The organism is Peribacillus simplex (assembly GCF_001578185.1).
Lineage (GTDB): Bacteria > Bacillota > Bacilli > Bacillales > DSM-1321 > Peribacillus > Peribacillus simplex_A.
The window spans coordinates 3,187,567-3,211,111 of record NZ_CP011008.1; the positions used below are offsets into that span (position 1 = coordinate 3,187,567).

20 protein-coding genes and 2 pseudogenes are annotated in these 23,545 nt (G+C 39.3%); 5 read left to right on the forward strand and 17 right to left on the reverse strand.

The genetic code is table 11. The features are described 5' to 3' along the window. Positions 1-649: 649 nt before the first annotated feature. Entirely contained in the window at positions 650-841 is a 192-nt protein-coding gene (locus UP17_RS14730) for a hypothetical protein (RefSeq protein WP_061463740.1), read from the reverse strand. A 97-nt stretch (positions 842-938) separates the two neighbouring features. Between UP17_RS14730 and UP17_RS14735 the strand changes: the two genes are divergently transcribed. Then, a complete protein-coding gene (locus UP17_RS14735) occupies positions 939-1,634 on the forward strand; it encodes an ArsR/SmtB family transcription factor (protein WP_061463742.1) in 696 nt (231 codons plus the stop codon). Positions 1,635-1,859: 225 nt separating this feature from the next. Here UP17_RS14735 and UP17_RS14740 read toward each other — a convergent pair. After that, positions 1,860-2,431: pseudogene (locus UP17_RS14740) on the reverse strand (transposase); the annotation flags it as partial. Positions 2,432-3,250: 819 nt separating this feature from the next. Between UP17_RS14740 and UP17_RS14750 the strand changes: the two are divergent. Continuing rightward, on the forward strand, positions 3,251-3,871 hold the full coding sequence (locus UP17_RS14750) for an NAD(P)-dependent oxidoreductase (protein WP_061463746.1): 621 nt from the start codon (positions 3,251-3,253) through the stop codon (positions 3,869-3,871). Positions 3,872-4,127: 256 nt separating this feature from the next. Here UP17_RS14750 and UP17_RS14755 read toward each other — a convergent pair whose 3' ends face one another. From UP17_RS14755 to murQ, 9 genes are all read right to left on the reverse strand, one after another. Next, positions 4,128-4,994, reverse strand: coding sequence for a MurR/RpiR family transcriptional regulator (locus UP17_RS14755; RefSeq protein WP_061463748.1), 867 nt, complete (start codon positions 4,992-4,994; stop codon positions 4,128-4,130). 25 nt (positions 4,995-5,019) lie between these two features. Continuing rightward, complete coding sequence (locus tag UP17_RS14760; protein ID WP_061463750.1) at positions 5,020-5,916, reverse strand: N-acetylglucosamine kinase; 897 nt, start codon at positions 5,914-5,916, stop codon at positions 5,020-5,022. Positions 5,917-5,968: 52 nt separating this feature from the next. Next, a complete protein-coding gene (locus UP17_RS14765) occupies positions 5,969-7,054 on the reverse strand; it encodes a DUF871 domain-containing protein (RefSeq protein WP_061463751.1) in 1,086 nt (361 codons plus the stop codon). A gap of 15 nt (positions 7,055-7,069) precedes the next feature. Beyond that, complete coding sequence (locus tag UP17_RS14770; RefSeq protein WP_061463752.1) at positions 7,070-7,399, reverse strand: PTS lactose/cellobiose transporter subunit IIA; 330 nt, start codon at positions 7,397-7,399, stop codon at positions 7,070-7,072. A gap of 27 nt (positions 7,400-7,426) precedes the next feature. Further along, complete coding sequence (locus UP17_RS14775; RefSeq protein ID WP_081108838.1) at positions 7,427-8,806, reverse strand: 6-phospho-beta-glucosidase; 1,380 nt, start codon at positions 8,804-8,806, stop codon at positions 7,427-7,429. A gap of 40 nt (positions 8,807-8,846) precedes the next feature. After that, positions 8,847-9,131 (reverse strand): hypothetical protein, encoded by a 285-nt coding sequence (locus UP17_RS14780; RefSeq protein ID WP_061463753.1) that lies wholly within the window; start codon positions 9,129-9,131, stop codon positions 8,847-8,849. A gap of 71 nt (positions 9,132-9,202) precedes the next feature. Beyond that, positions 9,203-10,492 (reverse strand): PTS sugar transporter subunit IIC, encoded by a 1,290-nt coding sequence (locus UP17_RS14785; protein ID WP_061463754.1) that lies wholly within the window; start codon positions 10,490-10,492, stop codon positions 9,203-9,205. Between the two features lie 49 nt (positions 10,493-10,541). After that, the gene (locus tag UP17_RS14790; RefSeq protein ID WP_061463755.1) at positions 10,542-10,847 is read right to left on the reverse strand and encodes a PTS sugar transporter subunit IIB; all 306 of its coding nucleotides are present in this window, start codon (positions 10,845-10,847) and stop codon (positions 10,542-10,544) included. 269 nt (positions 10,848-11,116) lie between these two features. Continuing rightward, entirely contained in the window at positions 11,117-12,001 is an 885-nt protein-coding gene (gene murQ / locus UP17_RS14795) for an N-acetylmuramic acid 6-phosphate etherase (RefSeq protein ID WP_061463756.1), read from the reverse strand. Between the two features lie 329 nt (positions 12,002-12,330). On the opposite strand from murQ, the pseudogene UP17_RS14800 reads away from it, so the two are divergent. Beyond that, a pseudogene (locus tag UP17_RS14800) lies at positions 12,331-13,942 on the forward strand (glycoside hydrolase family 10 protein). A 158-nt stretch (positions 13,943-14,100) separates the two neighbouring features. After that, positions 14,101-15,267, forward strand: a complete 1,167-nt coding sequence (gene anmK, locus UP17_RS14805; protein WP_061463757.1) for an anhydro-N-acetylmuramic acid kinase AnmK — start codon at positions 14,101-14,103, stop codon at positions 15,265-15,267. A 359-nt stretch (positions 15,268-15,626) separates the two neighbouring features. On the opposite strand, the gene UP17_RS14810 is transcribed toward anmK, so the two are convergent. From UP17_RS14810 to UP17_RS14835, 6 genes are all read right to left on the reverse strand, one after another. After that, positions 15,627-17,120 (reverse strand): aldehyde dehydrogenase family protein, encoded by a 1,494-nt coding sequence (locus UP17_RS14810; protein WP_061463759.1) that lies wholly within the window; start codon positions 17,118-17,120, stop codon positions 15,627-15,629. Between the two features lie 49 nt (positions 17,121-17,169). After that, positions 17,170-18,111: a PDR/VanB family oxidoreductase gene (locus tag UP17_RS14815; RefSeq protein ID WP_061466123.1), complete on the reverse strand. Its 942-nt coding sequence runs from the start codon at positions 18,109-18,111 to the stop codon at positions 17,170-17,172. 29 nt (positions 18,112-18,140) lie between these two features. After that, positions 18,141-18,659, reverse strand: a complete 519-nt coding sequence (locus UP17_RS14820; RefSeq protein ID WP_061463761.1) for a hypothetical protein — start codon at positions 18,657-18,659, stop codon at positions 18,141-18,143. An 11-nt stretch (positions 18,660-18,670) separates the two neighbouring features. Further along, the gene (locus tag UP17_RS14825) at positions 18,671-19,660 is read right to left on the reverse strand and encodes a heme-dependent oxidative N-demethylase family protein (RefSeq protein ID WP_061463763.1); all 990 of its coding nucleotides are present in this window, start codon (positions 19,658-19,660) and stop codon (positions 18,671-18,673) included. A 47-nt stretch (positions 19,661-19,707) separates the two neighbouring features. Beyond that, the gene (locus UP17_RS14830; RefSeq protein ID WP_061463765.1) at positions 19,708-21,120 is read right to left on the reverse strand and encodes a purine-cytosine permease family protein; all 1,413 of its coding nucleotides are present in this window, start codon (positions 21,118-21,120) and stop codon (positions 19,708-19,710) included. Between the two features lie 87 nt (positions 21,121-21,207). After that, positions 21,208-21,411, reverse strand: coding sequence for a hypothetical protein (locus UP17_RS14835; protein ID WP_061463767.1), 204 nt, complete (start codon positions 21,409-21,411; stop codon positions 21,208-21,210). Between the two features lie 185 nt (positions 21,412-21,596). Between UP17_RS14835 and UP17_RS14840 the strand changes: the two genes are divergently transcribed. Further along, positions 21,597-23,429 carry a sigma-54 interaction domain-containing protein gene (locus UP17_RS14840; protein ID WP_061463769.1) on the forward strand — a complete coding sequence of 611 codons (1,833 nt, stop codon included), beginning with the start codon at positions 21,597-21,599 and terminating at the stop codon, positions 23,427-23,429. Positions 23,430-23,545: the final 116 nt, after the last annotated feature.

A 23,545-nucleotide genomic window follows, 5' to 3' on the forward strand; every position in this document is an offset into this window, starting at 1 on the left:
CTAATTCTGCTATCCTTAGTCGTTTTTCCATTTATCCCTGCCTCTGAGTGTAGTAAATGTTTCCCTAGTAAGGGCGATAACTGGTAGCCAGCCTTTCCTCCATCGGCATTACCCAACTTCATTGGTACTACGCTGCTACCCCACTCCCTACACGGATCGGTAGGGTCTCCCGAGTTGCCGTATCATATCGATGTGTATAACGTGCCAAGGTCTCTGACCCCAGAGAGGTTTTATCCATCTTGCCCTTAACGAAGGATAAAATATAGCTTTCTGCTGTGCGTAAAGCATCAGCCCTCTCGATTTACTAATATTATGGAGCTCAATCCCTTCAACCATTTGGCTTTCGGCCCGCCACCTAACTGTCTACGCTTAAAGACTAACGTTACCTTTAGCCCTCCAAGACTCGCTACGAACGAATGGCTAGTTCTTACTCGACGGGAATCCACCCGCTATATGATACGACCTAGGCTCGGCCGCACAGGCACCCGTTAGTAAAAGAAGAACTATTTATTTACCAATTAGGTACTGCTCGGAATAAGACTTAGAATCAAAAAGGTCTATACCTAAAAAATCTTCACAATTAGTATCCGAAAAATGAAACACTATTGATTCATTAGGATGAGGAATTGACTTTCTCATTATTTATCATTCAGTCTAAAAGAATAATAAGTCTTTCCATCAGTAGTAACTTCCTAATGTGTACTTTATTAGCAATCAGTTCAATTTTCCTTACAGTTTCTCCTTCAAACTCTATTCCAACAATCGGGACTTCTTCTCCAAAGTCTAACATTATATCACCGTTAATAATTTCTGTGTTTGGAACCTGAGCCATTTTTTTCATCTATTTCTCCTCCTATTCATAGGTTCTTCCTTATTTATTGTAGAATATTAACATTTCGATTTTCATCGAAATATGGATTAAATTAGGGGGAATTAAAGTGAACGCAAATCCAAATGTAGTAATGATTGCTACTCTTGTGAGTGAAGCTTCTCGTGCAGCAATATTAACAGTCTTATTAGACGGTAGATTCCATCCTGCAAGCGAATTGGCATATATGGCAGGAATCAAACCACAGACGGCTAGTTTCCATTTGACAAAAATGGTCGATGCGAATGTAGTTACAGTTGAAAAACAGGGGAGACATCGATATTATGGACTTCGAAATCAAGAAGTTGCTCAAGTTATAGAGTCATTTTTATCAATAGCTCCACCAATTGAAATTAAATCATTAAAACAGGCTTCGGAAGAAAAAGAGATGCGTTTTGCAAGAACATGTTATGATCATCTTGCAGGGAATTTAGGAGTAAAATTAACAGATTATTTAATTAAAATAGGTGTTATTTATGAAGAAAAGGACGGGTTTACTGTTACTGAAAAAGGAGAGTCATTCTTTACAACTTTTCAAATTGATCTTGAAAGGGTTAAGAAAAAGCGTCGTTCATTTACACACAAATGTTTAGATTGGAGTGAAAGACGTCACCACCTTGCGGGAGCATTAGGAAATGCCCTTCTAGAAAGACTATTAGAATTAAATTGGGTTCAACGTTTACCTAAAACAAGAGCAATAAAAATCACTTCTGACGGGAAAAAGGGACTTAAAGAAACATTTTCTTTTGATATTACAAACAACTAAGTTTTGAATATAAAACAGCCGATTTAGCCTTAAAGGGGGAGTTAAAGTCGGCTATTTTGTGTTGAAATATGCTTAACGTGGTTTTTTTCCGAAATGCTGGCGATACCCCATCCCCTTAAGCTAACGCCAATGAGTACTTAAAGTAGATCTATTTCTACAAGATAATCGTTCATGCAATTAACTAAAGACATACAAAATAAGCCTCCGATAGGTCATTTTTTTGCGCTATGCTGCACTCTTGTGACACACGGTATACTGATAGACAACACCCAATATATCAAAGACTGTCTTTTTCTCATAACGGTGGGATTTTCGCCCATTTTTCTGTAGGAGGACAAACAGGCGAAGTAGAATCTTTGATGGCTCTTGTGTGCTTTTTTGTATCGCTTGAAACAGCAGTAAAAAATAGTCTTTGATGATATAAATAGCTTTATATTCACTCAATTCCTTCTTTTTCTTTTCAAGAAGTAACTGTCGCCTTTGAAACATGGTAGAAGAACAGAGGAGAATGCCAATGAGTTGGCCATATAAATGGCACTCAAGGCGTTCTTTTTTGATTGGTTTGCATTCATCGATTTCAAAGAATGACTTCCATGTTTAAACAAAATTTCGATTTGCCAACGCAGGGAATAGAGGGAATGAACATAGTCAGTGGGAACTTCTTCTGGTGATGTATTCGTTATGTAGACATTCATACCCATCAAGTGCTTACTTTTCTCCTTCATGACAATGCCTTTCTTCTTTTCTCGAATCGCTTGGTTTTTTAGGCGTGTTTGCGTTTGATCATCGGTTAAACGCAATCCGGCTTTTAAGTTTCGAAAATTGTCTTAGCAAATCAGGTGTTGATTTAAAATAAAGTTTGATTAAAGATCCTCCTTTACCCCTTAAAAAAACAGCAAATAAAAACCCGTTATTTTGAAAAAGGATTCAAAATAACGGGTTTCTATTGATTAAATATCAATTTTTTATAATAAAGTTAGTTCGTTAAGAAAAGCGATTCTTATTTCCAGAATCGCGCCCTTTTGTTTACATCTGTGATATACCGTTTAAGAATAAAGCGAAAACAAAGCTAATAAAAGTAAAACCAGCAAGCGGAACCGCAAAGGCTTTGTTGTTCTTAAACTCAAATATTGTAAATAAGGCACCTAAAGCACAAACAATAAACCATATTGGGATAAAAATTAAGTCTGCAACATTAACAGGAAGCAATGTATATAAACCTGTAAAGTATAATATCCAATTGATAATTAATAGACCAAATATACAATAAGACCACTTATACGGAGGTGAACCTTTCCCATATTTTCTAACCATTAGTAACGGAAAAACGAAGAATAACTAATATAGCTCCAAAAAGTCCAATTAAAATCGAAGTTAACCCCAAAGAACATACTCCTTTCGCATTTTGATGTATTTTTATCGTTCAACTAATATCCCCTTTTCTTTTAATGAAATAAAAAAAAAACCCGATCACTCGGTGTATTAAATTTTTCTTTATAAAAAAGTTTGATTATCCATATGATGACTTATTGCACTAAGGCTTTCATTAGTTGAAAAAGACGATATAATAACTTTTAAAGTGTAGTGTAATATTTGTAAAAAGGAGGTTCATTCTCATGAATATTTTAATTTTGGGTGCATCTGGACGAGTTGGAGGTCAAATAGTTACTTATGCCCTTCATGATAGACACCATGTTACTGTATTAGTTCGAAATCCAGAGAAGCTTCAAATAAATTGTGAAAATTTAACTATTATCCAAGGTAATGTTTTAAATAAAGGTGATATCTCACATGCAATGCATGGGATTGATGTAGTTATTAGTGCGCTGAATACTGATGGTACAACCACTCTATCAGAAAGTATGCCACTAATTATCGAAGAAATGGAAGAAGAAGGAATACAACGAATTATCACTATAGGAACTGCAGGTATCCTGCAAAGCAGAACCACACCAAATTCATTGCGTTATCAGTCAAGTGAATCAAAGCGTAAGTCTACCCGTGCAGCGATAGAACATCATAAAGTTTACGATATGCTCAAACAGTCACCACTCGAATGGACTATTGTCTGTCCTACGTATTTGCCGGATGGGGAAAGTGTAGGTAAATATCGTGTAGAAGGTAATTTTTTGCCGGAGGACGGCGTAGAAATATCCGTGCCGGATACAGCAGAGTTTACATTTAGTCTAATAAAAAGTAGCGATTATATAAAATCACGTGTAGGTATCGCCTACTAATAATCTTCTTATGCTAAACACCATGAGTAATCAAAAAAGCCGATTAATGGAAAAACATGTTTTTAATTTTTGGCCAGCCAAAAAGCCCTTCAAAACCTTTTTGGAGGGCTTTTTCTCTGTTTTAATTAGGCCAAATCCTGGAACGTTTCTTTACTCCTTGAAAAAGCGTACATCCTATGTTTGATTCTACCGCATATATCTGCGCATTCACAATCCAGGCGAATGCCCTCCTCCTTCATTTTTAAATCCTCTTCCTTCAAGTATCCAAATTTCTTTTGGTGAATTTCAATACAGATTCCCTTGAACGTTCAATTTCATTTTTATTTTCATTATAAAATTTTGAAACATACGCATAGAAAATAATGCTGACCGTTAGAAATTGTGCAAAAAGCGAACTTGTTGCAGCACTTCGGAACTTAGCCTCCGGTGCACGTACATGATTTAGGGACATATCAACTTTTTTAGTTAGTCCATTGTTCCCCAACCGCGATAAACCAATTGTTTTAATTCCATATGCTTTAGCAATATCAACGAGTTCCAGAATTTCTTCAGTTTCGCCACTATTGGATATACAGAAAAAAACGGTGTTCTTTGATGATGCAGCAAGCGCAGTGGCCGTAATATGCGGGTCTTGATTGGCACTTACAATCTTTCCTAACCGTAGCCATTTCTGTGTAATATCTTCAGCAACGAGCCATGAAGCTCCTAAACCATAGACATAAATTACATCTGCACCCCTCATGGTTTCAATGATATTGTCAAGAACGGCCTCATCCAAATAATGTGCCGTTTCTTGTATAGCTTGTACAGAGTTGGAGACTATTTTATTTTTAATGGACGCTATTGTTTCATTAGGCTCAATGTCATGGAAACCTTTTTTCTCCGGTTGGGAAATTAGGGATGATAGGGATACCTTCAGTTCCGAAAAACTGTTAACTTTTATAGAATGACAAAATCTCGTTACGGCCGAACTGCTGGCATTGGCATGGTCAGCTAATTCATGTATCGTCATTCTTATAATTTCTTGTGGATTTTCTAAGATATATTGTGCAATTTTCCTTTCTGATTTTGGCAACTGGTTCAATAAACTTTCAATTCTCAATATAATATTTTCGACGGGCATATGATTTACTCTCCTTGATCTTTACTTACTTTAAATGCTTCATTGCTATGTAGTAACAACCCAAGGTAGCTGATACGTCTTCTACAACAAATTTCACATTTGGGTTTTCAAGTTTAATATGATTGATGAAAGAGCTTTGCACCAATGGTATATTTGTCAATATGCTACCTTTTATTGCAATTGTAACATTCTCACTTAACTTTAACTTCTTGATAACCTTAAGCGTTTGTTTTGAAAGGTGGTACCCGGCCTGATTCAGAATATTTTGCGAGGAACCATCGCCCTCCTCCGCATGTTGGACAATTAGGGGAACAAACGCGGCAATCTCGGATTTCGTGGCGGAATAAATGAATTTCTTCAGTTCCATAACACTATGAAGCCCAAGTTTTTTAAGTATTGTCTCGGTTAAAAGGCTATAGTCATCTCCCTCATCCTCTTCTTTCGTCATTTTTATAAAAGCCTGCATGGCGATCCAATAGCCACTTCCTTCATCCCCAAGAATGTGTCCCCAGCCACCAGCCGATTTCTCGATACCTTTATGGATGCCGATACTTACAGATCCAGTTCCGGATATGGTCAAAATGCCATCATTTCCTTTTAGTAAAGCAGCATGAGCGATAATTCCATCATTTACAATCGTGAACGGGGCATTAAATGCCTTTCTTAATGCACTTTTTATGCCCTGCGGATTTTCAACTCCTCCATACCCGGCTAATCCTAAGCAAATGTAATGGCAGCTACCATTATCAATAGGAGCTATGCTTTCTTCAATTGCCTGTATAATGTTGGCGATGGCTTGTTTTTCATTTATAAGCAGGTTTCCAAACCCAGCTTTGCCTTCACTTATTTTATTACCATCTAAATCAAAAGCCGCTGCTTCAGTTTTAGTGCCCCCGCCGTCAACACCGATAATATAATTCATATCATTCTCCTATTCAGTAAAAAAGGAAGGAATATCACCGTTCCTTCCCTGATCATTTAATATTGAATTGGAATTTCCCCCATGGTTCCAAATGATCGAGGAGAAAAATTTCCTCTTCTGCTATTCGGCCCACTACATTTGTTTTTCCCGAATTCTTCATTTCCTTCAATGCAATCTGCAATTCCCCTTTATATTGTCCATAGAGCTCATTTTCAATTAAAATATCACCGCGTCTTATATCAGGCGTATATGTTGGTTTAAATTCGTCGCTCTTATATTTCACGCGTGATTGAGTCGAGCGAATAAGATAATCGGAAACATCTCCACGGTAAAAATGGAATTCTTCCAATACTATTTTTTTCTCTAAAGCTGTTATGGTTTCGTGAAGGTTAACATTAAATGTTAATAGACCTCTGTTTAACTGGCTAAGCTGTTTCAATTCATCTTCAGATGCGTAGGCATTCGCAATAATTACATCATCAATCAACCCTGTCGCATACAAGTGTTTCGCTTGAGTTGTAATAGGTAATTCCCGGTGCATTTCTAATGTACATAATCCTTCCATTATAGGCCAAGGTCCGTACGTTGCTGCATGGGAGCTTATGAAAGCTGCCGTGCGGATATTATGCTTTTTGAATGACTCACAGCATTTTATAAAATGAGGATAGCCCAATCCTGCATAGCGATGAGGATAGAAGTTATGCGATCCAACTAAATTCTCTTTATTTGGTTTGTAATCGATAATATTTTCTAAATATTTTGTTGCATTGCTCATGTTTATTTCAATTTTTAGATCATATGGATTATGTGTCATAATCGACTCTTCGTTACCTGTAAAACCTATGTCCAGCCTGATTCCATACGCACCTAATTCTGCAAAAAACGATAAGTCATCATAAGAAATGCCTAGTGAACCGAATACTCGGGGAGCAATATCGACCATCACTTCCATATTCAATTGATTGGCAAAACGAATCGTTTCTTTAAATTCTTTTAAAATCTTTTCTTTGTCACCTTCGACAGAAAGCAAGCAAGTAAAGATCTTTTTGAATCCATATTTGTGTGCAAGTGCAATGTATTCCATATCTTTTTTAACGGTTGAATGCTCTGGATAGATAGATATACCGAGTTTACCCATTATTTAATCACCTCTTTACTGTTGTGGGGCTAGCTTTTTTACAATGCGAATCATATGTTCAATTAGTTTTTGTTCACTCATTGCCGTCATCAAGTGATCCTGTGCATGAATCATTAATAAAGTTTTCTCACTTGGAACTCCATTCAATTCTGCTTGAATGAGCTTGGTTTGTGTCTTATGGGCCAAGTTCAATTCTTCCTGGCCCTGTTTAATTAGATCCTCTGCCTTTTCAAAATTAAAATCTTCCGCTTCTTTTAGTGCTTCGAATGCTAATCCTCTTGCATTTCCACTATGTGATATTATTTCAAAAATTTCCATTTCATTATTGTTCAATTCAGTTGACATATCACTACACTCCAATTTTATGTTAGATTATGAAGTTTCATTGGATTGCTGTAATCCAACGAAACTTGATGTCGATACTGCACTTTCACTGAAGAATCGCGGTAAGTATTCTCGATGCACTTTTAACAGTTTTTGTAAAACCATTTCCGCCAGGTCATCACTTGGAATAAGCGGGTTAATCGTTAAAGCTAATAATGCTTTATCATAAGAACCTGTAACGGCTGCCTCTGCACCAATTCTTTCAAATGATTTGATTTGTTGAATCAAGCCATGCACTTGTACGGGTAATTTACCCATAGCCAAAGGAATTGGTCCATTTTTGGTGACAATGCAGCTTACTTCGACAGCTGAATCATAATCAATATCAGTAAGCGATCCTTTGTTTTGTACATTTAGCACTTGAATATCTTTTTTATCATTATAAATAGAAGAAATGACATTACACGCTGCATCACTATAGTAAGCTCCACCGCGCTGCTCTAGTTGTGGAGGCTTGATGTCAAGGGTTTCATCCTTATATAGGTCAAACAAACCTACTTCTAATTCTTTCACAACTTCTGCTCGAGTTTCCCCAGATTTGAATGCTTCCAACTCGTCTTCTAAAATCGTTTTAGTTTTGTAATAATAACGATGGTACGGGCAAGGCACAACACCTAAAGATTTCAAAAACCTTCTGTTCCAAGCTAATGGGGCAATATTCTTCATCGTCAGCTGAATTTCAGGATTGCCCAGCATTTCAAGCACTTTATCTGTTACTTCTTGATCATCAACGAACACATGCATCCCGAATACCATATGGTTTAACCCTGCGAAATCTATGTGCACTCTTTTCATATCAACACCAAGCATGTTAGAAATAGACATATGCATATTAAATGGAACATTGCATACACCAATGACTTTTTTATGCTTGCTGTAGCGGAGAAGGGCTTCCGTTACCATCCCCGCTGGGTTTGTAAAATTAATTAACCATGCATCAGGGCAGAGTTCCTGCATTTCTTCTGCAATTTCCAGAAGAATGGGGATAGTTCGTAATGCTTTGGACAATCCTCCTGCACCATTTGTTTCCTGACCAATTAAGCCTAATTCCAACGGGATCCTCTCGTCCTTGATTCGTGCATCAAGTAAACCCACTCTCATTTGCGTTGTGACAAAATCAGCATTTTGCAAGGCTTGACGGCGGTCTAACGTTAGATGTATTTCCATTGGAAGTCCTGCTTTTTCAACCATACGTTTTGCCAAGGTTCCTACAATCTCCAGTTTTTCTTTTCCTGCCTCAATATCCACTAACCATAGTTCCCTAATAGGCAGCTCATCATATCGTTTTATAAATCCTTCTATTAATTCTGGCGTATAACTGGAGCCTCCACCAATTGTGGCAATCTTCAGCCCTTTTTTCATTTCCATTCCCCTAACACCTCATCGTAAGCTAATCTGAATTTTTCATTCATTTATAGATGATTGCATAACAAACCAGTGCGCTTACCGCTAATAAAGACAAGAATAATAGTGATGCTTGTTTCTTGTTTTTAAACTTACCTTCAACAAAACAAACAACCATCGTCAATCCTGTGCTTATGGCAAAGGTATTTCCCAAGTATAGCGAGAATTGTTTATTTATCTCAAAGGCATCCATTAATCTGTTAAAAATAAAATTAAAAACAAGAATGAAGCTAAAAAATAGAAAGGCACTTTTGTAACTAAAAAAGTGGATTCTGGAAGTTGAATTCATGTCCTTTCCCCCCTCTCAATTCATAAAAGGAGTTTGGAGCATTTAGTTCCAAACTCCCTTTTAGGCAATCCTTATAAAGCAATATTTTTACTATCTGTTGTTTCTACCATGTTTTCCTGCGCTAAAAGCTTTTTATCGTACATCTTAAAGAATGGCAGATACACAATAACGGAAATGGTTAAATTCACCATCACGAGAACGATGGCTCTCCAATCACCGCCAGTTGAAAGGTAGGCGCCTATTGGAGCGGGCAATGTCCAGGGAACCATTACATATGTCGGGTTCACAAGTCCGATGGATGTTGCAATATATGCAAGTGTCGCACCAATTAGCGGTGTAATGATAAATGGAATAATCAGTACCGGGTTTAGTACAATTGGCATCCCAAAGATAACAGGTTCATTGATGTTAAAAATGCTTGGAACAATTGTTGCTTTCCCCATTGCTTTACTATAGGTAGACTTTGCCGTTAAGAGCATGGCAATTACTAAACCCAAAGTTGCACCAGACCCGCCAATCCAAATAAACCATTGGAAGAAAGTTTCAGGAGCGATGTGGGGAATTGCCTTTCCAGCTGCAACTGCCGCCGAGTTATTCCCCAAGTACACTTCCCATACCGGACGAGCTACGGCACCTACCACTGAAACGCCATGAATACCAAATGACCAGAAGAATGTAATCAAAAATACTGGAATTAATACACCTGGCAATGTGTCGCCTGCACTGATGAGTGGTGCAACTGCTTTATCAACGAGTGAATGTAAATCAACAGCAAAAACGACTGTAATTAAAGTCATAACAAGCAATACGATTGTAACTGGTATTAATGCTTCAAATGAACGGGCTACTGAAGTCGGAACAGAATCCGGCATTTTAATTGTGATATTTTTTGTCTTACAAAGACGTAAAATTTCGACTGCAAAAATGGATACAAGCATTCCTACAAAAAGACCATGGCCCCCGAGATTTGTCATTGGCAAAACAAACCCCACATCATCCATCATCTTTACACCAATTGTGAACAAGAAGGCTGCCAATGATAGTAAACCTCCAGATAGCGGATCAAGTTTATAGCTTTGAGATAAACTGTAGCCTATACCAAAAGTAATATATAACGTCATGATAAACATCGTTAATCGATATGGTATTAAAATTTCTGCTATATGTTTTGCAGACCATTCACCTAATGCAGTATCTGCTGCAACGGGCGGAAATGCAATGATCAAGAATAAACTGCCAAAAATGATGAATGGTAACGCAGAAACCACACCATCCCGAATTGCACGTAAATGTTTTTGCTCAGACAATTTAGCCATAGGTGTTGAAAGATTATTTTCTAAAAAAGCTACAAACTTGTCCATTCGTGTTTTCCCCTTTTACGTTTAGTGAAAAGAAATAGTAATTAGTTTATTATTTTGCTAGTTCCGTTACCAGTTTTAGTAGCTTAGGTCCGCCAAGAGGGCTGTAAGCTTGAGCTGGTATGGCTTCACATGGGACGCCCGCTTCATCTGCAGATGCCTTAAAGCCATCGAAACGATGTTTGACTTGCGGAGCTACCATTGCAACATCCCAGCCATTTCGTACTTCTGCATCAAATTCTTGAGTGCCGACTGCCAATACTTCTATAGTTACACCCTGTTTTTCCCCCTCCTTTTTTAAAGCGCTTACAACGATTGCACTAGACATTCCACCTGAACATACGAATAAAACCTTCATTCTTTGTTCCTCCAATTTTTTTTATTTTTTTTATTGGCTTTTTTCACATACTTTGTTGCTATTTACCAGGTAGTGAGTTGTGGTTGATTTCCCCTCCAGATGCTCGCTTTCCGCGGGGCGGGCGGTGAGCCTCCTCGGCGTAAACGCCTGTGGGGTCTCACCTGTCCCGCTGCTCCCGCAGGAGTCTCGCACTTCCGCTCCAATCGACCTTAAATAGTTTCGTTTTAAAAACAACAATCTTTACGAAAAGAGCCTTTTTATTAAAGGCATTAAATCGTTTTTCTTATGAATCCTTGTGCCTTCACTAAACGATTTGAGGCTTCTTCATACGATACATTCGTTAAAATCATGACAATTGCAATTTTGGGCTGGGCATGTGCCTTTTCTAAAAATTCATCTGCAATTTCATAGCTACAGTCAGTAGCATCCATGATAATGCGTTTTGCGCGTTCAACTAGCTTTTCATTAGTTAACTGTAAATCTACCATTAAATTACCATAAACTTTACCCACTCCAACCATTGAGGCGGTGGAAAGCATATTGCATACTAACTTTTGCGATGTTCCAGCTTTTAAACGTGTAGAACCCGTCAGGACTTCAGGCCCGTTTACAACTTCAATCGCAATTTTTGCAATCTTACCTATCTCAGAACCTTTGTTACAGCTTATCGACACAGTTCCTGCACCAACTTGATTGGCATATTCCAAGCCAGCAATAACATATGGAGTGCGTCCACTAGCCGCAATGCCCACTACGACGTCCCTGTTTGTTAATTCGATTTTCTTCAAATCTTCAGGACCTAATTCAAAACTGTCTTCAGCACCTTCAACTGCCTTAATGAAAGCCTTTTCCCCACCAGCTATAAGACCCACTACTTCACTCGGATCGGTATTGAATGTCGGTGGACATTCTACTGCATCCAATAAACCGATACGCCCGCTTGTTCCTGCACCCATGTAAATTAATCTGCCGTTTTTATTCATGGCTTCGACGATCATCTCCACGGCTTTAGAAATTTGCGGAAGTTCTTTTTTCACACAATGGGCAACTTTACTGTCCTCTTCGTTCATTACCTCTAAAAATTCAAGTGTTCCCATTTCATCCAAACTCATGGTCTTTTCATTACGACGCTCTGTCGTTAAATGCTCTAGCATACATATCATCCTTTTTTATTTCAGTGGTGAAAGTGGTGAAACTTTTTTAGCTATAGAGAATATATCATTATTAAAAATTAATTTCAATATTGTGTATACATTTTTAAAAATTAATTTTAAAATAAATGTAAGGTAACTAATTGATTGTTATCTTTCTGTAAAAATAAAGGTGAACCGAGTAGCCATTTCGTGAACCAAACCTACGATTCATTTTTATTGTTGGATTTTATCTCAGTTTTCATAGGTGATAAATACATATATTAATTATTTGTTAACGCTTACAAATAATTAAATATAAATATTAGTAATGAAATGAGGTTGTACTATTGATGCATGAAAGAATTACAAAGAAAAAATTCGGTTCATTGGCACTAGCCGCTTTGGTGGGAGGATCACTTCTCCTTCCAGCTGATTTGATTGCAAATGCAGAATCAGGGACAATCCCGCAAACAACTACTTATGTAAAACAGGAACTGCGGGCAACTTGGATTGCAAGTGTGTTAAATATTGACTGGCCGTCCAAACCTGGTTTATCCATATCAGCACAGAAAGAAGAATTCATAAAATATTTGGATGAACAAAAAGCAAATGGGGATGAATGCTGTCGTTATGCAAATTAAACCAACTGCAGATGCTTTTTACCCTTCTGAATACGGTCTTTGGTCAAAATATTTAACAGGAGTCCAAGGAAAAGACCCTGGGTATGACCCTCTTGCATTCATGGTAGAGGCGGCACATGATCGTAATATTGAATTTCATGCCTGGTTTAATCCATATCGCATTACCATGCCTTTAGGTAAGACAGCTGAATTATCGGATATTGATAATCTTCCAGAATCTCATCCTGCTAGAAAGCACCCGAATTGGGTCATACCATATGGACAACAGTTGTACTTTGACCCAGGCATTCCTGGCGTACAACGGTTTGTGATCGATGGAATAATGGAAGTTGTTAAAAATTATGATATTGATGCAGTCCATATGGACGATTATTTCTATCCTTACAAGATTGCAGGAGTACCTTTCCCAGATGAAATTTCCTATCAAAAATATGGAGCAGATAGATTTACAAATGTGGAGGATTGGCGAAGGGATAATGTAAATAACCTTGTTAAGAGTATAAATGAAGAAATCAAGGCAGAAAAATCATATGTGAAGTTTGGTATAAGTCCATTTGGAGTTTGGCGCAACAAAGCAGTTGATCCCACAGGATCTGACACTGCCGCTGGACAAACGAATTACGATGATTTATATGCGGATACCAGAACGTGGATCAATAATGAATACATTGATTACATTGCCCCTCAATTATATTGGAATATAGGATTGCCAGTAGCTGACTACGCCAAACTTCTTGATTGGTGGACAAAAGAAGTCGAGGGTAAAAATGTTCAACTCTATATTGGACAAGGAGACTATAAAATTAATACAGAGTCCAATGGTGTCCAAAACTGGTTCAATCCTGAAGAAATGCCAAACCAGTTAAAACTGAATCGAACATATAAGGAATTTGATGGAAGCATGCATTTCAGTGCCAAAGATTTACGGAAAAACCCCCTTGGGATAAAGAATCGCTTAAGCGAGGATATTTATAAGCATCCCGCATTGGTTCCTGCAATGCCTTGGATTGATGATCATGCCCCAAAGGCTCCAAAGGTGAGCAAGGCAACACAAGCTGGAGATGGAATACAATTTGAAATTCACGATCACAAGCAATCAGATGCATCCTATTATGCCATTTATCGTTTTGATGGGAAGAAAAAAGGAAATATAGATGACTCAACGAACTTACTTGCCACAGTGCATAAAGAAAATAAACGTCAATTGTTTAATGACCCCAGTGTAGAAAAAGGAAAGACTTACACATATGTTGTGACTGCCTTAGACCGAACCCACAATGAAAGTAAACAAACTAAACAGATTAATATAAACGTAAAATAATCTTCAATAAATAGCTTTACGGTTCAAGTGGCGCATGTCAGTGAACAATGGACGTAAGATATATATTAAACAATATGTTAGAAATGGTCTTATCTTAGTATCATATACTGTTCATGCTAAATCAGGATTATAAAAGAATCGAAGTAGGTGGAATGATGATGTACATAGTTGGATTAATGTCCGGAACATCATTGGATGGAATTGATGCCGCACTTGTTCGGGTGGATAATAGTGGACTCGAGACTGAACTGGAAGTGATTGAGTTCATGACATGCCCTTTTCCAAAAGATATTGAAAAAGAAATTATGCAGTCTTTATCTGCGGACACATCCAATGTGCAGTTAATATGCAGTTTGAATTTTAAATTAGGAAAATTATTTGCCAATGCGGTGAAGGAAGTTTGTCATAAAGCTAGATTTCCAATTGATAAACTGGATCTTATAGGATCCCATGGCCAAACGATTTACCACCAGCCTTTAAAAGAACAAAATTATATACCCTCCACGTTGCAAATTGGGGAAGCTGCAGTAATTGCTCACGATACAAACACTCTTGTCATATCCGATTTTCGTACGATGGACATGGCTGCTGGTGGACAAGGAGCTCCTCTTGTTCCTTTTACCGAATACATTCTTTATAGAAGTGAAGGGAAGGGAAGATTACTTCAAAACATAGGGGGCATTGGAAATGTAACCGTCTTACCGAAGCAAGCTTCGCTTAATGACATGTATGCTTTTGATACAGGGCCTGGGAATATGATCATTGATGGAGTATGCCGCCAATTGTTCAATATAAACTATGATGAAGCTGGTGACATAGCTAAACAAGGAAAAATTAATGACGAACTTTTATCTTATTGTATCAGTCATCCTTATATTATGACCCCTCCGCCAAAATCAACTGGCAGGGAATTGTTTGGCCAGCAATATGTAGTAAAACTATTAAAGATGTTTGAATCACTTCCTAGTCAAGATATTTTAGCAACTGTAACGATGTTTACAGCAAAGTCCATTGTGGAGAACTATCGAAATTTTATCTTTCCAAAGACCAATATTGAAGAAGTGATTATTGGCGGCGGTGGCAGCTACAACAAAACGTTATTAAATATGATTCAATCACTTCTTGGAAATTATATACAAGTCCTGACTCAAGAAGAGTTGGGATACTCTTCTGAAGCGAAAGAAGCGGTGGCCTTCGCTTTACTTGCAAATGAGACTTTCCATGGTAATACAAGTAACGTTCCCAAGGCTACCGGAGCTGACTTCGATGTCATCCTTGGCAACATGACCTTCCCTCCTTCACATCGAATTGGTAAGGAAACATAGTATATAATAAGTTAGATAAAAGCCTCCCTTCCCCTTAAGAAATGTCTTAGGCGGGTTTTTCATTTAATCGTCATAACTTTACTCGGTATGATAGCTATGGCCCCCCGTCTAATGTTCTTAGGCATCACCTACTTCACTCAGACCGTAAGCCGATAAGTGGTGGGTAGTTCAACATACCAATGGTGTTTTATATGCTCAAATCCATTTTCTCAGTAATTATTAGCTTAAGAAACAACATCTTTACATTCCTTTTTAGGGCTATAAAAGTTTCTCGGCAGTATGAAAAAACCTAATCCGTATTTGGATTAGGTTTTTTTGTTTAATTAAAGAAAGCAGGTTGCTTCCTCTCTGATATATGATTAATTTGGGAACCAGCCGACCGGTTTTACATCGAGATTAATGTTGATTTGTTTAATTTCCTGGTATTCATCCAAGCCGTATTTTCCTAAACTGCGTCCGATCCCGCTCTGTTTGTAACCGCCCCATGGCGCCTCGACATATGTTGGATGATAATCATTTACCCAAGTGATGCCTGCCCGTACTTTCTTGATCACGCGCAATCCTTTTGCGCCATCGTTAGTGAAGACGCCGCCTGCAAGGCCGTAGTCAGTATCATTTGCAAGTTTAATAGCTTCTTCTTCATCTTTAAACTTTTGGATGACAACGACTGGACCGAAGATTTCCTCTTGTACGATGCGCATGTCAGGTGTTACATCGGTGAAGACAGTCGGTGGAATGAAGTATCCTTTGTCAAGGCCTTCATCAACAAGACGGTAACCGCCTGCTGCTAGTGTCGCACCTTCCTGTTTGCCAATTTCAATATAGTTCAAAATGCTATTCATCTGCGCTTCACTGACAATTGCCCCCATGTTGCTGTCTTCTGCAAGGCCAGGCCCTACTTTGATTTTGTTTGCGCGTTCCACATACTGTTTGACATATTCATCATAAATACTTTCTTCAACTAGAATGCGGCTACCTGATGAACATACTTGGCCGGCACCGAAGAAGATGCCAAATAATCCGTAATCGACGGCTGTTTCTAAATCTGCATCTGCAAAAACGATGTTAGGTGATTTACCGCCAAGCTCAAGTGAAATTTTCTTTAAGTTGCCCGCGGCCGCTTTCATGATAGAGCGGCCAACATCCGTACTTCCCGTAAATGAAACAATGTCAACGTCCTTGCTTTCTGCAATTGTTTGACCGACAACAGTGCCGCGGCCCATCACCATATTAGCCACACCTTTAGGGATGCCTACTTCCTCTAGGATTTCAAATAATTTCATTGCTGTTACAGGTGTCAATTCAGCCGGTTTATAAACAATGGTGTTACCTGCCGCAAGTGCCGGTGCGATTTTCCAGACACTCATTAAAAGAGGGAAATTCCAAGGTACAATTAAACCGGCTACACCTACTGGCTCACGAACAACCATCGCCTGCACGGGAGCGGGAACTTGGTAAGTTTCACCTTCTGGATGAAGGATTAAGCCAGCGTAGTAACGGAAACACGCCGCGGCATCAGCAATATCGAAACCCGCCTCTGTTTTAAGTTTCCCGTTGTCCATTGTTTCAAGAATCGTTAACTCTTCCGCACGTTCATCAATTTTATCCGCAATTTTATATAGGTAGGAAGCACGCTCCTGTGCTGTTAAGCCTGACCAGATTCCACTTTCGAAAGCTGCTTTCGCAACTGAGATTGCATTTTCTGTATCTTCCTTTGTGGCACGCGGAGCCCTTGCAATGACTTCCTGTGTTGCAGGATTAATTACCTTGATTACTTCATTTGAAGATGCAGACTGCCATTTACCGTTGATGTAATTTTTCAGTTCTATAACTGCCGTTTCTAAAATTGTCATGTTTTATGCCTCCGGTTTTCATTTTTTTTATTTAACCTATACGGTATCTTTAAAGTTTTAAGACAAGTCTGCCGTCCTTCGCACGTGAGCAGCATGTCAAGATTGACTTGCGTGTTTGACGGTTTTCTTCGCTAAGGAAGTTATCCCGGTGAACCACTTCACCTTCTGCAACATCTACCTCACAACTTCCGCACCCGCCTACTTTACAAGAATAAGGTGCATCAATTCCTTCCCTTAAAAGCGCATCAAGCAAAGTTTCACCTTCATGAACGTGAATGGATCGATCGCTATCTGTAAGGTCGACAATGAAAGGATCTTGAGGCCCATCATTTTTTGTCCCAAATAATTCAAAGTGAATCGCATGTTCCGGATAACCATATGAACTGGCAGCTTTTCGATACTCTTGTACCATCTCGAGAGGTCCGCAAAAGTATACATGTGTGCCAATGCGATGATCCATCATCGTCTCAGGCATCATTCTGTGTTTGTCTTCTGCCTGCGAAAAATAAAAGGTACATTGATCAGGATATTTGGCTTTTAACAAATCATAAAAAGCACATAACTCCGGTGTGCGTGCTGCATAATGGAGTTCGAAGGTTTGCCCTTCGGCAGCCATGTCTTCCATCATTGCCAGAAATGGGGTGATGCCGATTCCAGCTGCATAAAAGGCATGATGCTTTGCTCGAAAGCTGAGAGGGAAGTTGTTTTTAGGGAAACTGACTTCCAGCCTGGAATCTAACTGTATATGATCATGCCAGAAAGCGGAACCTCCACGTGACGCCCCATCTCGCCGAATGGAAATGGCATATTTTATACGGTCCCTTGGGTTGCTGATAAGGGAGTATTCTCTCTCGAATATCGTATCCCCGGCCGGCATGAATGTGGTCAAATGCGAACCGCCTGTAAAAGCAGGCAATGGTTTTCCATCAACTGGTATCAACTCGAATTGTTTTACGAATGGAGTTTCTTGAATGATCTTGTTTACTTTCATTTGAATATTTCCTACTACCCGCATGACGATCAGCTCCCTACTTCTTCTTTTCCGATAAGGATGAATGGGTAACCAATATAACCTTCCCTTACTATAGAATAAAAAGGTCCTATTTCAAGACTTGCACTGCAATGGTCACATTCTGCAATCTTTGCTTCTTCTTCGACTTCCGACACTTCAAAACATTTCATGCAATATACGTACCGCCGTTTAGGCCCGATAATCACCGTCTGTATCTCAGCTTCAGATAGGCCAGCTTCCACCCCGAGCGAGAAGATCATTACGGCATTGTTCCATGCAGCCGCAATATAAAATTGGGTGCCCATCTTTTGTGCCAAGATGAATCTCTTAATCTCCTCTTTATCTTCCATTCCATTAATGGAAAGACATTCAACAGGCACTGTTCCTGCGATTTCAGAAGTGAAACGTTTCGCCTTTTCATATCCAGCTTGATCAGAAATGATGACAAACTTTCTTCGTTCATTCCGAGGAGTAAATTGATTTACGATCGTAATGGATTTATCAAACAATACTGGACTATTGTACATGCCCTATCCTCCTACTTTTTGTTTAGATTCGCTTTTTGTTTTTCATCAATACGATTCAAATATTCGACCGATTGCGGAAGAAAAGGGGCAATTCCTTTATATTCAGCCATAGGTTCCGGAATATCCTGCAGTACGCTATATGTCAGATCAAACCACTCCTGGCGCAATGTCAAATCCTCCAGTGGCAGGAACTGTGTATTCAATACGAAAAGAATGGCGTTGCTTCGCGGCATGTTATAAAATTTTTGTTCTTCAACACGCAAACGTACTAGTTTACCTGCATTTTCCGGTGTTATCTCAGAACGTTGCGGTCCCCAGACATCCATCGTTTCATAGTTGACATCCCAACGGTCCGCCATCAGGTTCCAGTTGATGCGTGTCCATGGCTTTCCAGGCTCAATGGATAATAAAAACTTACGAACGCGATCTGCCAGTTCATCGCCTTTCCGCGATACAAATGGAACGGGTGCATGGATCTCTTCAAAGGACATGCCTTTATTCCAGTTAGCTGAGAAGAGTGCGGCGTATGAAACTTGCCCCACTTCCAAATAGAAATTACTATCGCGATGAACCATTAAAACAAAATCATTGTGGAAATGGCGGCCTATATAATCCAGCGGCTCATTTGGAAGCGTGGTGGCATCGCCATAAACGAAAGAATCGGATTCCCCGAAAATGTGGTTCTTGAAAGTCCAGTTATCTCCATCTTTAATGACCTCGAAATGCTCCGGATAGCGATCAGTTGCCATATCGATGAGCATTTCCAACACTTCCCATTGCATTTCCATTGTGTGTGAAAAAGATTGAAACCTTATATGCGGCTGTTCTTGAAGGAGACGACGCTTCGTTTCCACTTGGAGTCTGTATTCTGGTGTAACTTCAATACAGTTAATGTTTGAGAGTCTTTTCAAATCGTTTGAATAACGATAGTTACCTGAAGTGAATGGAAATGGGAATGTATCTAAATCAGTTGTTTTGAAATCTAAACTTTGTGTAAACATTGAACAATCTCCTCTCGTTCCCTAGTTTTTTTAAAGTGAGTTTTTATCTATTTAGCTTCCTTTAATTCAACGGATGGACGCTCCATGTCAACTTCAAAACGGAAAATGTATTTAGATGAAACATAGTAGGTGACTAAAGCGACAAAGTATGTTGGAATTCCGGCAGCTGTATGAAGGAAAAAGTCACTTGCTTCAAAAGTCAATGGATTATAGAGTGCCCAGTAAACGATCGTTCCTATGACCACCGTGAGAACGGCCGACGGGTTAATGCCTTTCCAATAAGTATAAGAGCCTTGTGTGTCATACAAATCCCTTATAGAAATGCGTTGGCGCTTTACAAAAAAGTAATCTGCAACGACAATGCCGCCAAGAACAGCCATAATAAAGGAAATGACAGCAATGAATGAACCAAATGCATCGTAGAACGTCGAGCTTAGAAGTAAGAATATAGCCGGTACGGTTGTTCCCATCGCAACCATCCATGACTTTTTCGGGAATACAGTTTTAAAGCTGACAGCTTGTGAGTACATAAGGAAAATGGCTGCACCAACATTCCCAACCGAAAGTAAAATCAAGCCAATGAATCCGCCCCAACTTCCTGCGATGGAAAACATCCAGTCAGAAGGATTAAGTGAACCAGCGACTAATGCAGCAAGGGCCCCAACTAAAGCAGCGATACATACGATGATTCCATAGCTGTAGAATCCTGCTTTAAATGCTCCTCCTTCTGTTTTAGATAAACGGCTGTATTGCCCAAGGTATGGAAGCCATGAGAAGCCGAGACCGATATTTAATTCCAGGGCTGTCGCGAATGAACGAGAATTCGATTCAAATGGCTCGGAAGGAAGTATATGAGCAACGTTAGTGAAACCCTGGCCAAACAATACTATTGCAAGAACGCCAAACATGAGAACCATAAATACCGGAACGGCTACTGCGGTATATTTTTGAATCGCTATCGGTCCCCTCACCGTTACAAGGAATGCACAGATGAAGAGTAAAATCGAGAAAAACGGCGCTCCAGTTGCTTGGCTTGAGAAAATGGCGGGCATCCCCATCCAATTAGCAGCCTCTGCTAACGCCTGGCCGGACATGAAAAGCGCAATGGAAATGTAGCCGAGAGTCAGAATAAGAAAAACAAAGAAAAAGATATTGGATCCTAGATACCCCAGTGAACTTCGAAACCCTACAAAAGTATCTATGCCATACCGCGCAAAATAAAGGGTAATGGGAACAATCAACAGCATAGGGAAGGCGTTACCGAATAAAATCGCTGCAAGTGACTGCTTCGCATCAAGCATTGTACCTGTGTATCCACCAGTTAACAGCCCAAAAGATGAGAGGCCAATAACCACCTGTACTAAAATTAAATCCCGAAGGTTAAAAATCCGATCACTTTTACTTGCCGGTAAAAAGCCAAAGGCCACATCCTTTGAAATGGAGGAATTCTCTTTACTCACTCGCTTCTCTCCCAACTATAAAATAATGATTGTATCGCTTGGAAACTAGACTGTATTTGTTTTGGGTGAGCTAAACAAAAAACTACTTTAGAAAAGTGTATAGACCAAGTAAGAGATGATTAAAATCATGAGAAAAATAGAACCTGTCGCATCCTTCCATTTCATTTTGTCGATTTTCACGGCATCTTCCTGTTCATACGCATTGATCCGCTCATTCAAATCTGAATATAGATTTTTAATAAAGGGATCTTCAGAATTGATATTCTGCTGGAACTGATTCTCTTTATTCAAAATAGCTTCTCCCTCCTTTGCATTAGTCCCTTCTCTTTACTTTATTGCAATAACCATGCCAACCAGAAACACTTTGCTAACAGGGGTTCCCAATAGGAAGAATATTCATCCTTGAAACTATTGAACAATTGTGAAATTTCTGTAATATAAAAACTAGGAAGTTAAATGAAAGGCAGGTAGACATAATGGATCACTTCACCTCTGCACTCTTGTCTATTTACGATCAGCTTATTGTGACAGATAAAAATGGCACAATACTGAAATCAACCGGAACAGGGAATTCCTTATTTCATACAGTCAAATCCGCTAATGTCGGCGGTTCCATCAAGGATGTTGAACAAGATTTATTTTCTACAAGCTTGGCAGAAGAGGTAATGGGCAAAAATGAAAAAAGATCTTTCATGCAGTCCTCATGGCAGGGTCCGGAGATGCTGATGACGGCATACCCGATTGAATCTGGCGGATGGGTCTGGGCCTACAAAGAAATTAAAGACTCTTATCCAGATGCATCAAGGACTCAATCGGGACCCTTCTTGGAATCGAAGAAGCCATCTTTTCCATTTGTGATCCGCAGTAAACCCATGCTTGATGTTCTGCATAAAATGCAAATGGTTTGTGATGTCAGCGCAACTGTACTTTTATTGGGGGAATCCGGTGTAGGAAAGGAAATAGCTGCAAGGGCTATACATAATATGGGTAACAGAAGGGACTTTCCATTTATACCTGTCAATTGCGGGGCCATCCCGGAAAACTTGATTGAAAGCGAACTGTTTGGCTACGTAGAGGGGGCTTTTACCAGCGCCAGGAAAGACGGAGCCAAAGGAAAATTCACACTGGCCCATAAGGGTATCTTATTCTTGGATGAAGTGGGCGAGTTACCTCTTAACGTACAGGTAAAACTGCTTCGCGTCCTTCAGGAACGCGTTGTTACACCAATTGGAAGTACGACCTCACACCCTGTTGATATTCAAGTGATTGCCGCAACAAATAAATCGCTCGAAAAAATGGTGAAAAAAGGTGAATTTCGAGAAGACTTATATTATCGTCTTCATGTCGTACCTATCCACCTTCCGCCGCTTAGGAATCGTGTAGATGAAATACCTCATCTAGTTCAATTTTTTTTACAAAAGTACAATACACTGTACAAACGAAAGGTAGCTTTCGCCCCGGATGCAATCGACTTACTATGTATCTATCAATGGCCCGGTAACGTGCGCGAACTTGAAAATACAGTTGAGAGGCTTGTGGTTACAAGCGGAATGCCGGAAGTGGATGTTGATTTGGTTAAAGAGGTCCTTCCTTTTAAAGGGCCCAAGCCCACTTCAATACCTGTTATCGATTTTCTAATGCCCTTGCAAGAAGCAGTCGACCTTGTGGAGGAACAATTGATCAACATGGCAATGGAACAATACAAATCATTAAAACTAGCGGCAAAGGTGTTGGAAGTCAGTCAGCCGACGATGAGCAGGAAATATAAAAAATTACGTAATAAAATTGAAGAAGCAAGCTTTTCACCAGTGAATAAACGGGCCATTTTAGAAGAACAAATAAATCAACGGCTTCGTTCCGTTGCCGCTGTAACCGCAGCTATCATTCCAGCTGAAGAGGTTATCAGTCTACAAAAAAATATGAACCGGCAAACTTCCTATTCCCAGAAATTAAAACAAAAACTTACCATGATTCAAGAAAAGGAAGGCGTAATTGAATGGGTCTTTATATTTATCATGACGGAGGATGGACGTCTGATTCACCTCGTTGCAGACAAAGGCTTTGTCATTGAACCGGGGGAAGAATATATTGGTCCCCCGGAGATGGTTAATGTCGCTTACCAGGCTTTTAATGGTAAAGCGGGTGTTACTCCCATATACGAAGACAGATACGGTGAGTGGAAAACAAGCTTTGCGCCAATTATTGATGATGGCGGCAATATCGTTGCTATTGTGGGATGCGATTACAGTAAAGCCTATTTCAATTCGGAAATGCAACGTCTCCGCAAGCAGCTTAATATACATGTTTGATTTCAGGATGCAGCCATACACTATCAAACCGGTTGGAGACTAGGGTAAAAAAAAGAAAAGCTGATGTCATGAGCCGTCTTGAACGGGCTTTTGCAGTCAGCTTTTTCATACATGAA

Coding starts and splice junctions, on each gene's coding strand:
- UP17_RS14780 (WP_061463753.1), bottom strand. CDS start 9,131: ATGAATTCAACTTCCAGAATCCACTTTTTTAGTTACAAAAGTGCCTTT.
- UP17_RS14810 (WP_061463759.1), bottom strand. CDS start 17,120: ATGACAATTTTAGAAACGGCAGTTATAGAACTGAAAAATTACATCAAC.
- UP17_RS14755 (WP_061463748.1), bottom strand. CDS start 4,994: ATGCCCGTCGAAAATATTATATTGAGAATTGAAAGTTTATTGAACCAG.
- UP17_RS14815 (WP_061466123.1), bottom strand. CDS start 18,111: ATGAAAGTAAACAAGATCATTCAAGAAACTCCATTCGTAAAACAATTC.
- anmK (WP_061463757.1), top strand. CDS start 14,101: ATGTACATAGTTGGATTAATGTCCGGAACATCATTGGATGGAATTGAT.
- UP17_RS14840 (WP_061463769.1), top strand. CDS start 21,597: ATGGATCACTTCACCTCTGCACTCTTGTCTATTTACGATCAGCTTATT.
- UP17_RS14775 (WP_081108838.1), bottom strand. CDS start 8,806: ATGGAAATGAAAAAAGGGCTGAAGATTGCCACAATTGGTGGAGGCTCC.
- UP17_RS14790 (WP_061463755.1), bottom strand. CDS start 10,847: ATGAAGGTTTTATTCGTATGTTCAGGTGGAATGTCTAGTGCAATCGTT.
- murQ (WP_061463756.1), bottom strand. CDS start 12,001: ATGCTAGAGCATTTAACGACAGAGCGTCGTAATGAAAAGACCATGAGT.
- UP17_RS14760 (WP_061463750.1), bottom strand. CDS start 5,916: ATGAATTATATTATCGGTGTTGACGGCGGGGGCACTAAAACTGAAGCA.
- UP17_RS14730 (WP_061463740.1), bottom strand. CDS start 841: ATGAAAAAAATGGCTCAGGTTCCAAACACAGAAATTATTAACGGTGAT.
- UP17_RS14765 (WP_061463751.1), bottom strand. CDS start 7,054: ATGGGTAAACTCGGTATATCTATCTATCCAGAGCATTCAACCGTTAAA.
- UP17_RS14750 (WP_061463746.1), top strand. CDS start 3,251: ATGAATATTTTAATTTTGGGTGCATCTGGACGAGTTGGAGGTCAAATA.
- UP17_RS14785 (WP_061463754.1), bottom strand. CDS start 10,492: ATGGACAAGTTTGTAGCTTTTTTAGAAAATAATCTTTCAACACCTATG.
- UP17_RS14820 (WP_061463761.1), bottom strand. CDS start 18,659: ATGTACAATAGTCCAGTATTGTTTGATAAATCCATTACGATCGTAAAT.
- UP17_RS14770 (WP_061463752.1), bottom strand. CDS start 7,399: ATGTCAACTGAATTGAACAATAATGAAATGGAAATTTTTGAAATAATA.
- UP17_RS14825 (WP_061463763.1), bottom strand. CDS start 19,660: ATGTTTACACAAAGTTTAGATTTCAAAACAACTGATTTAGATACATTC.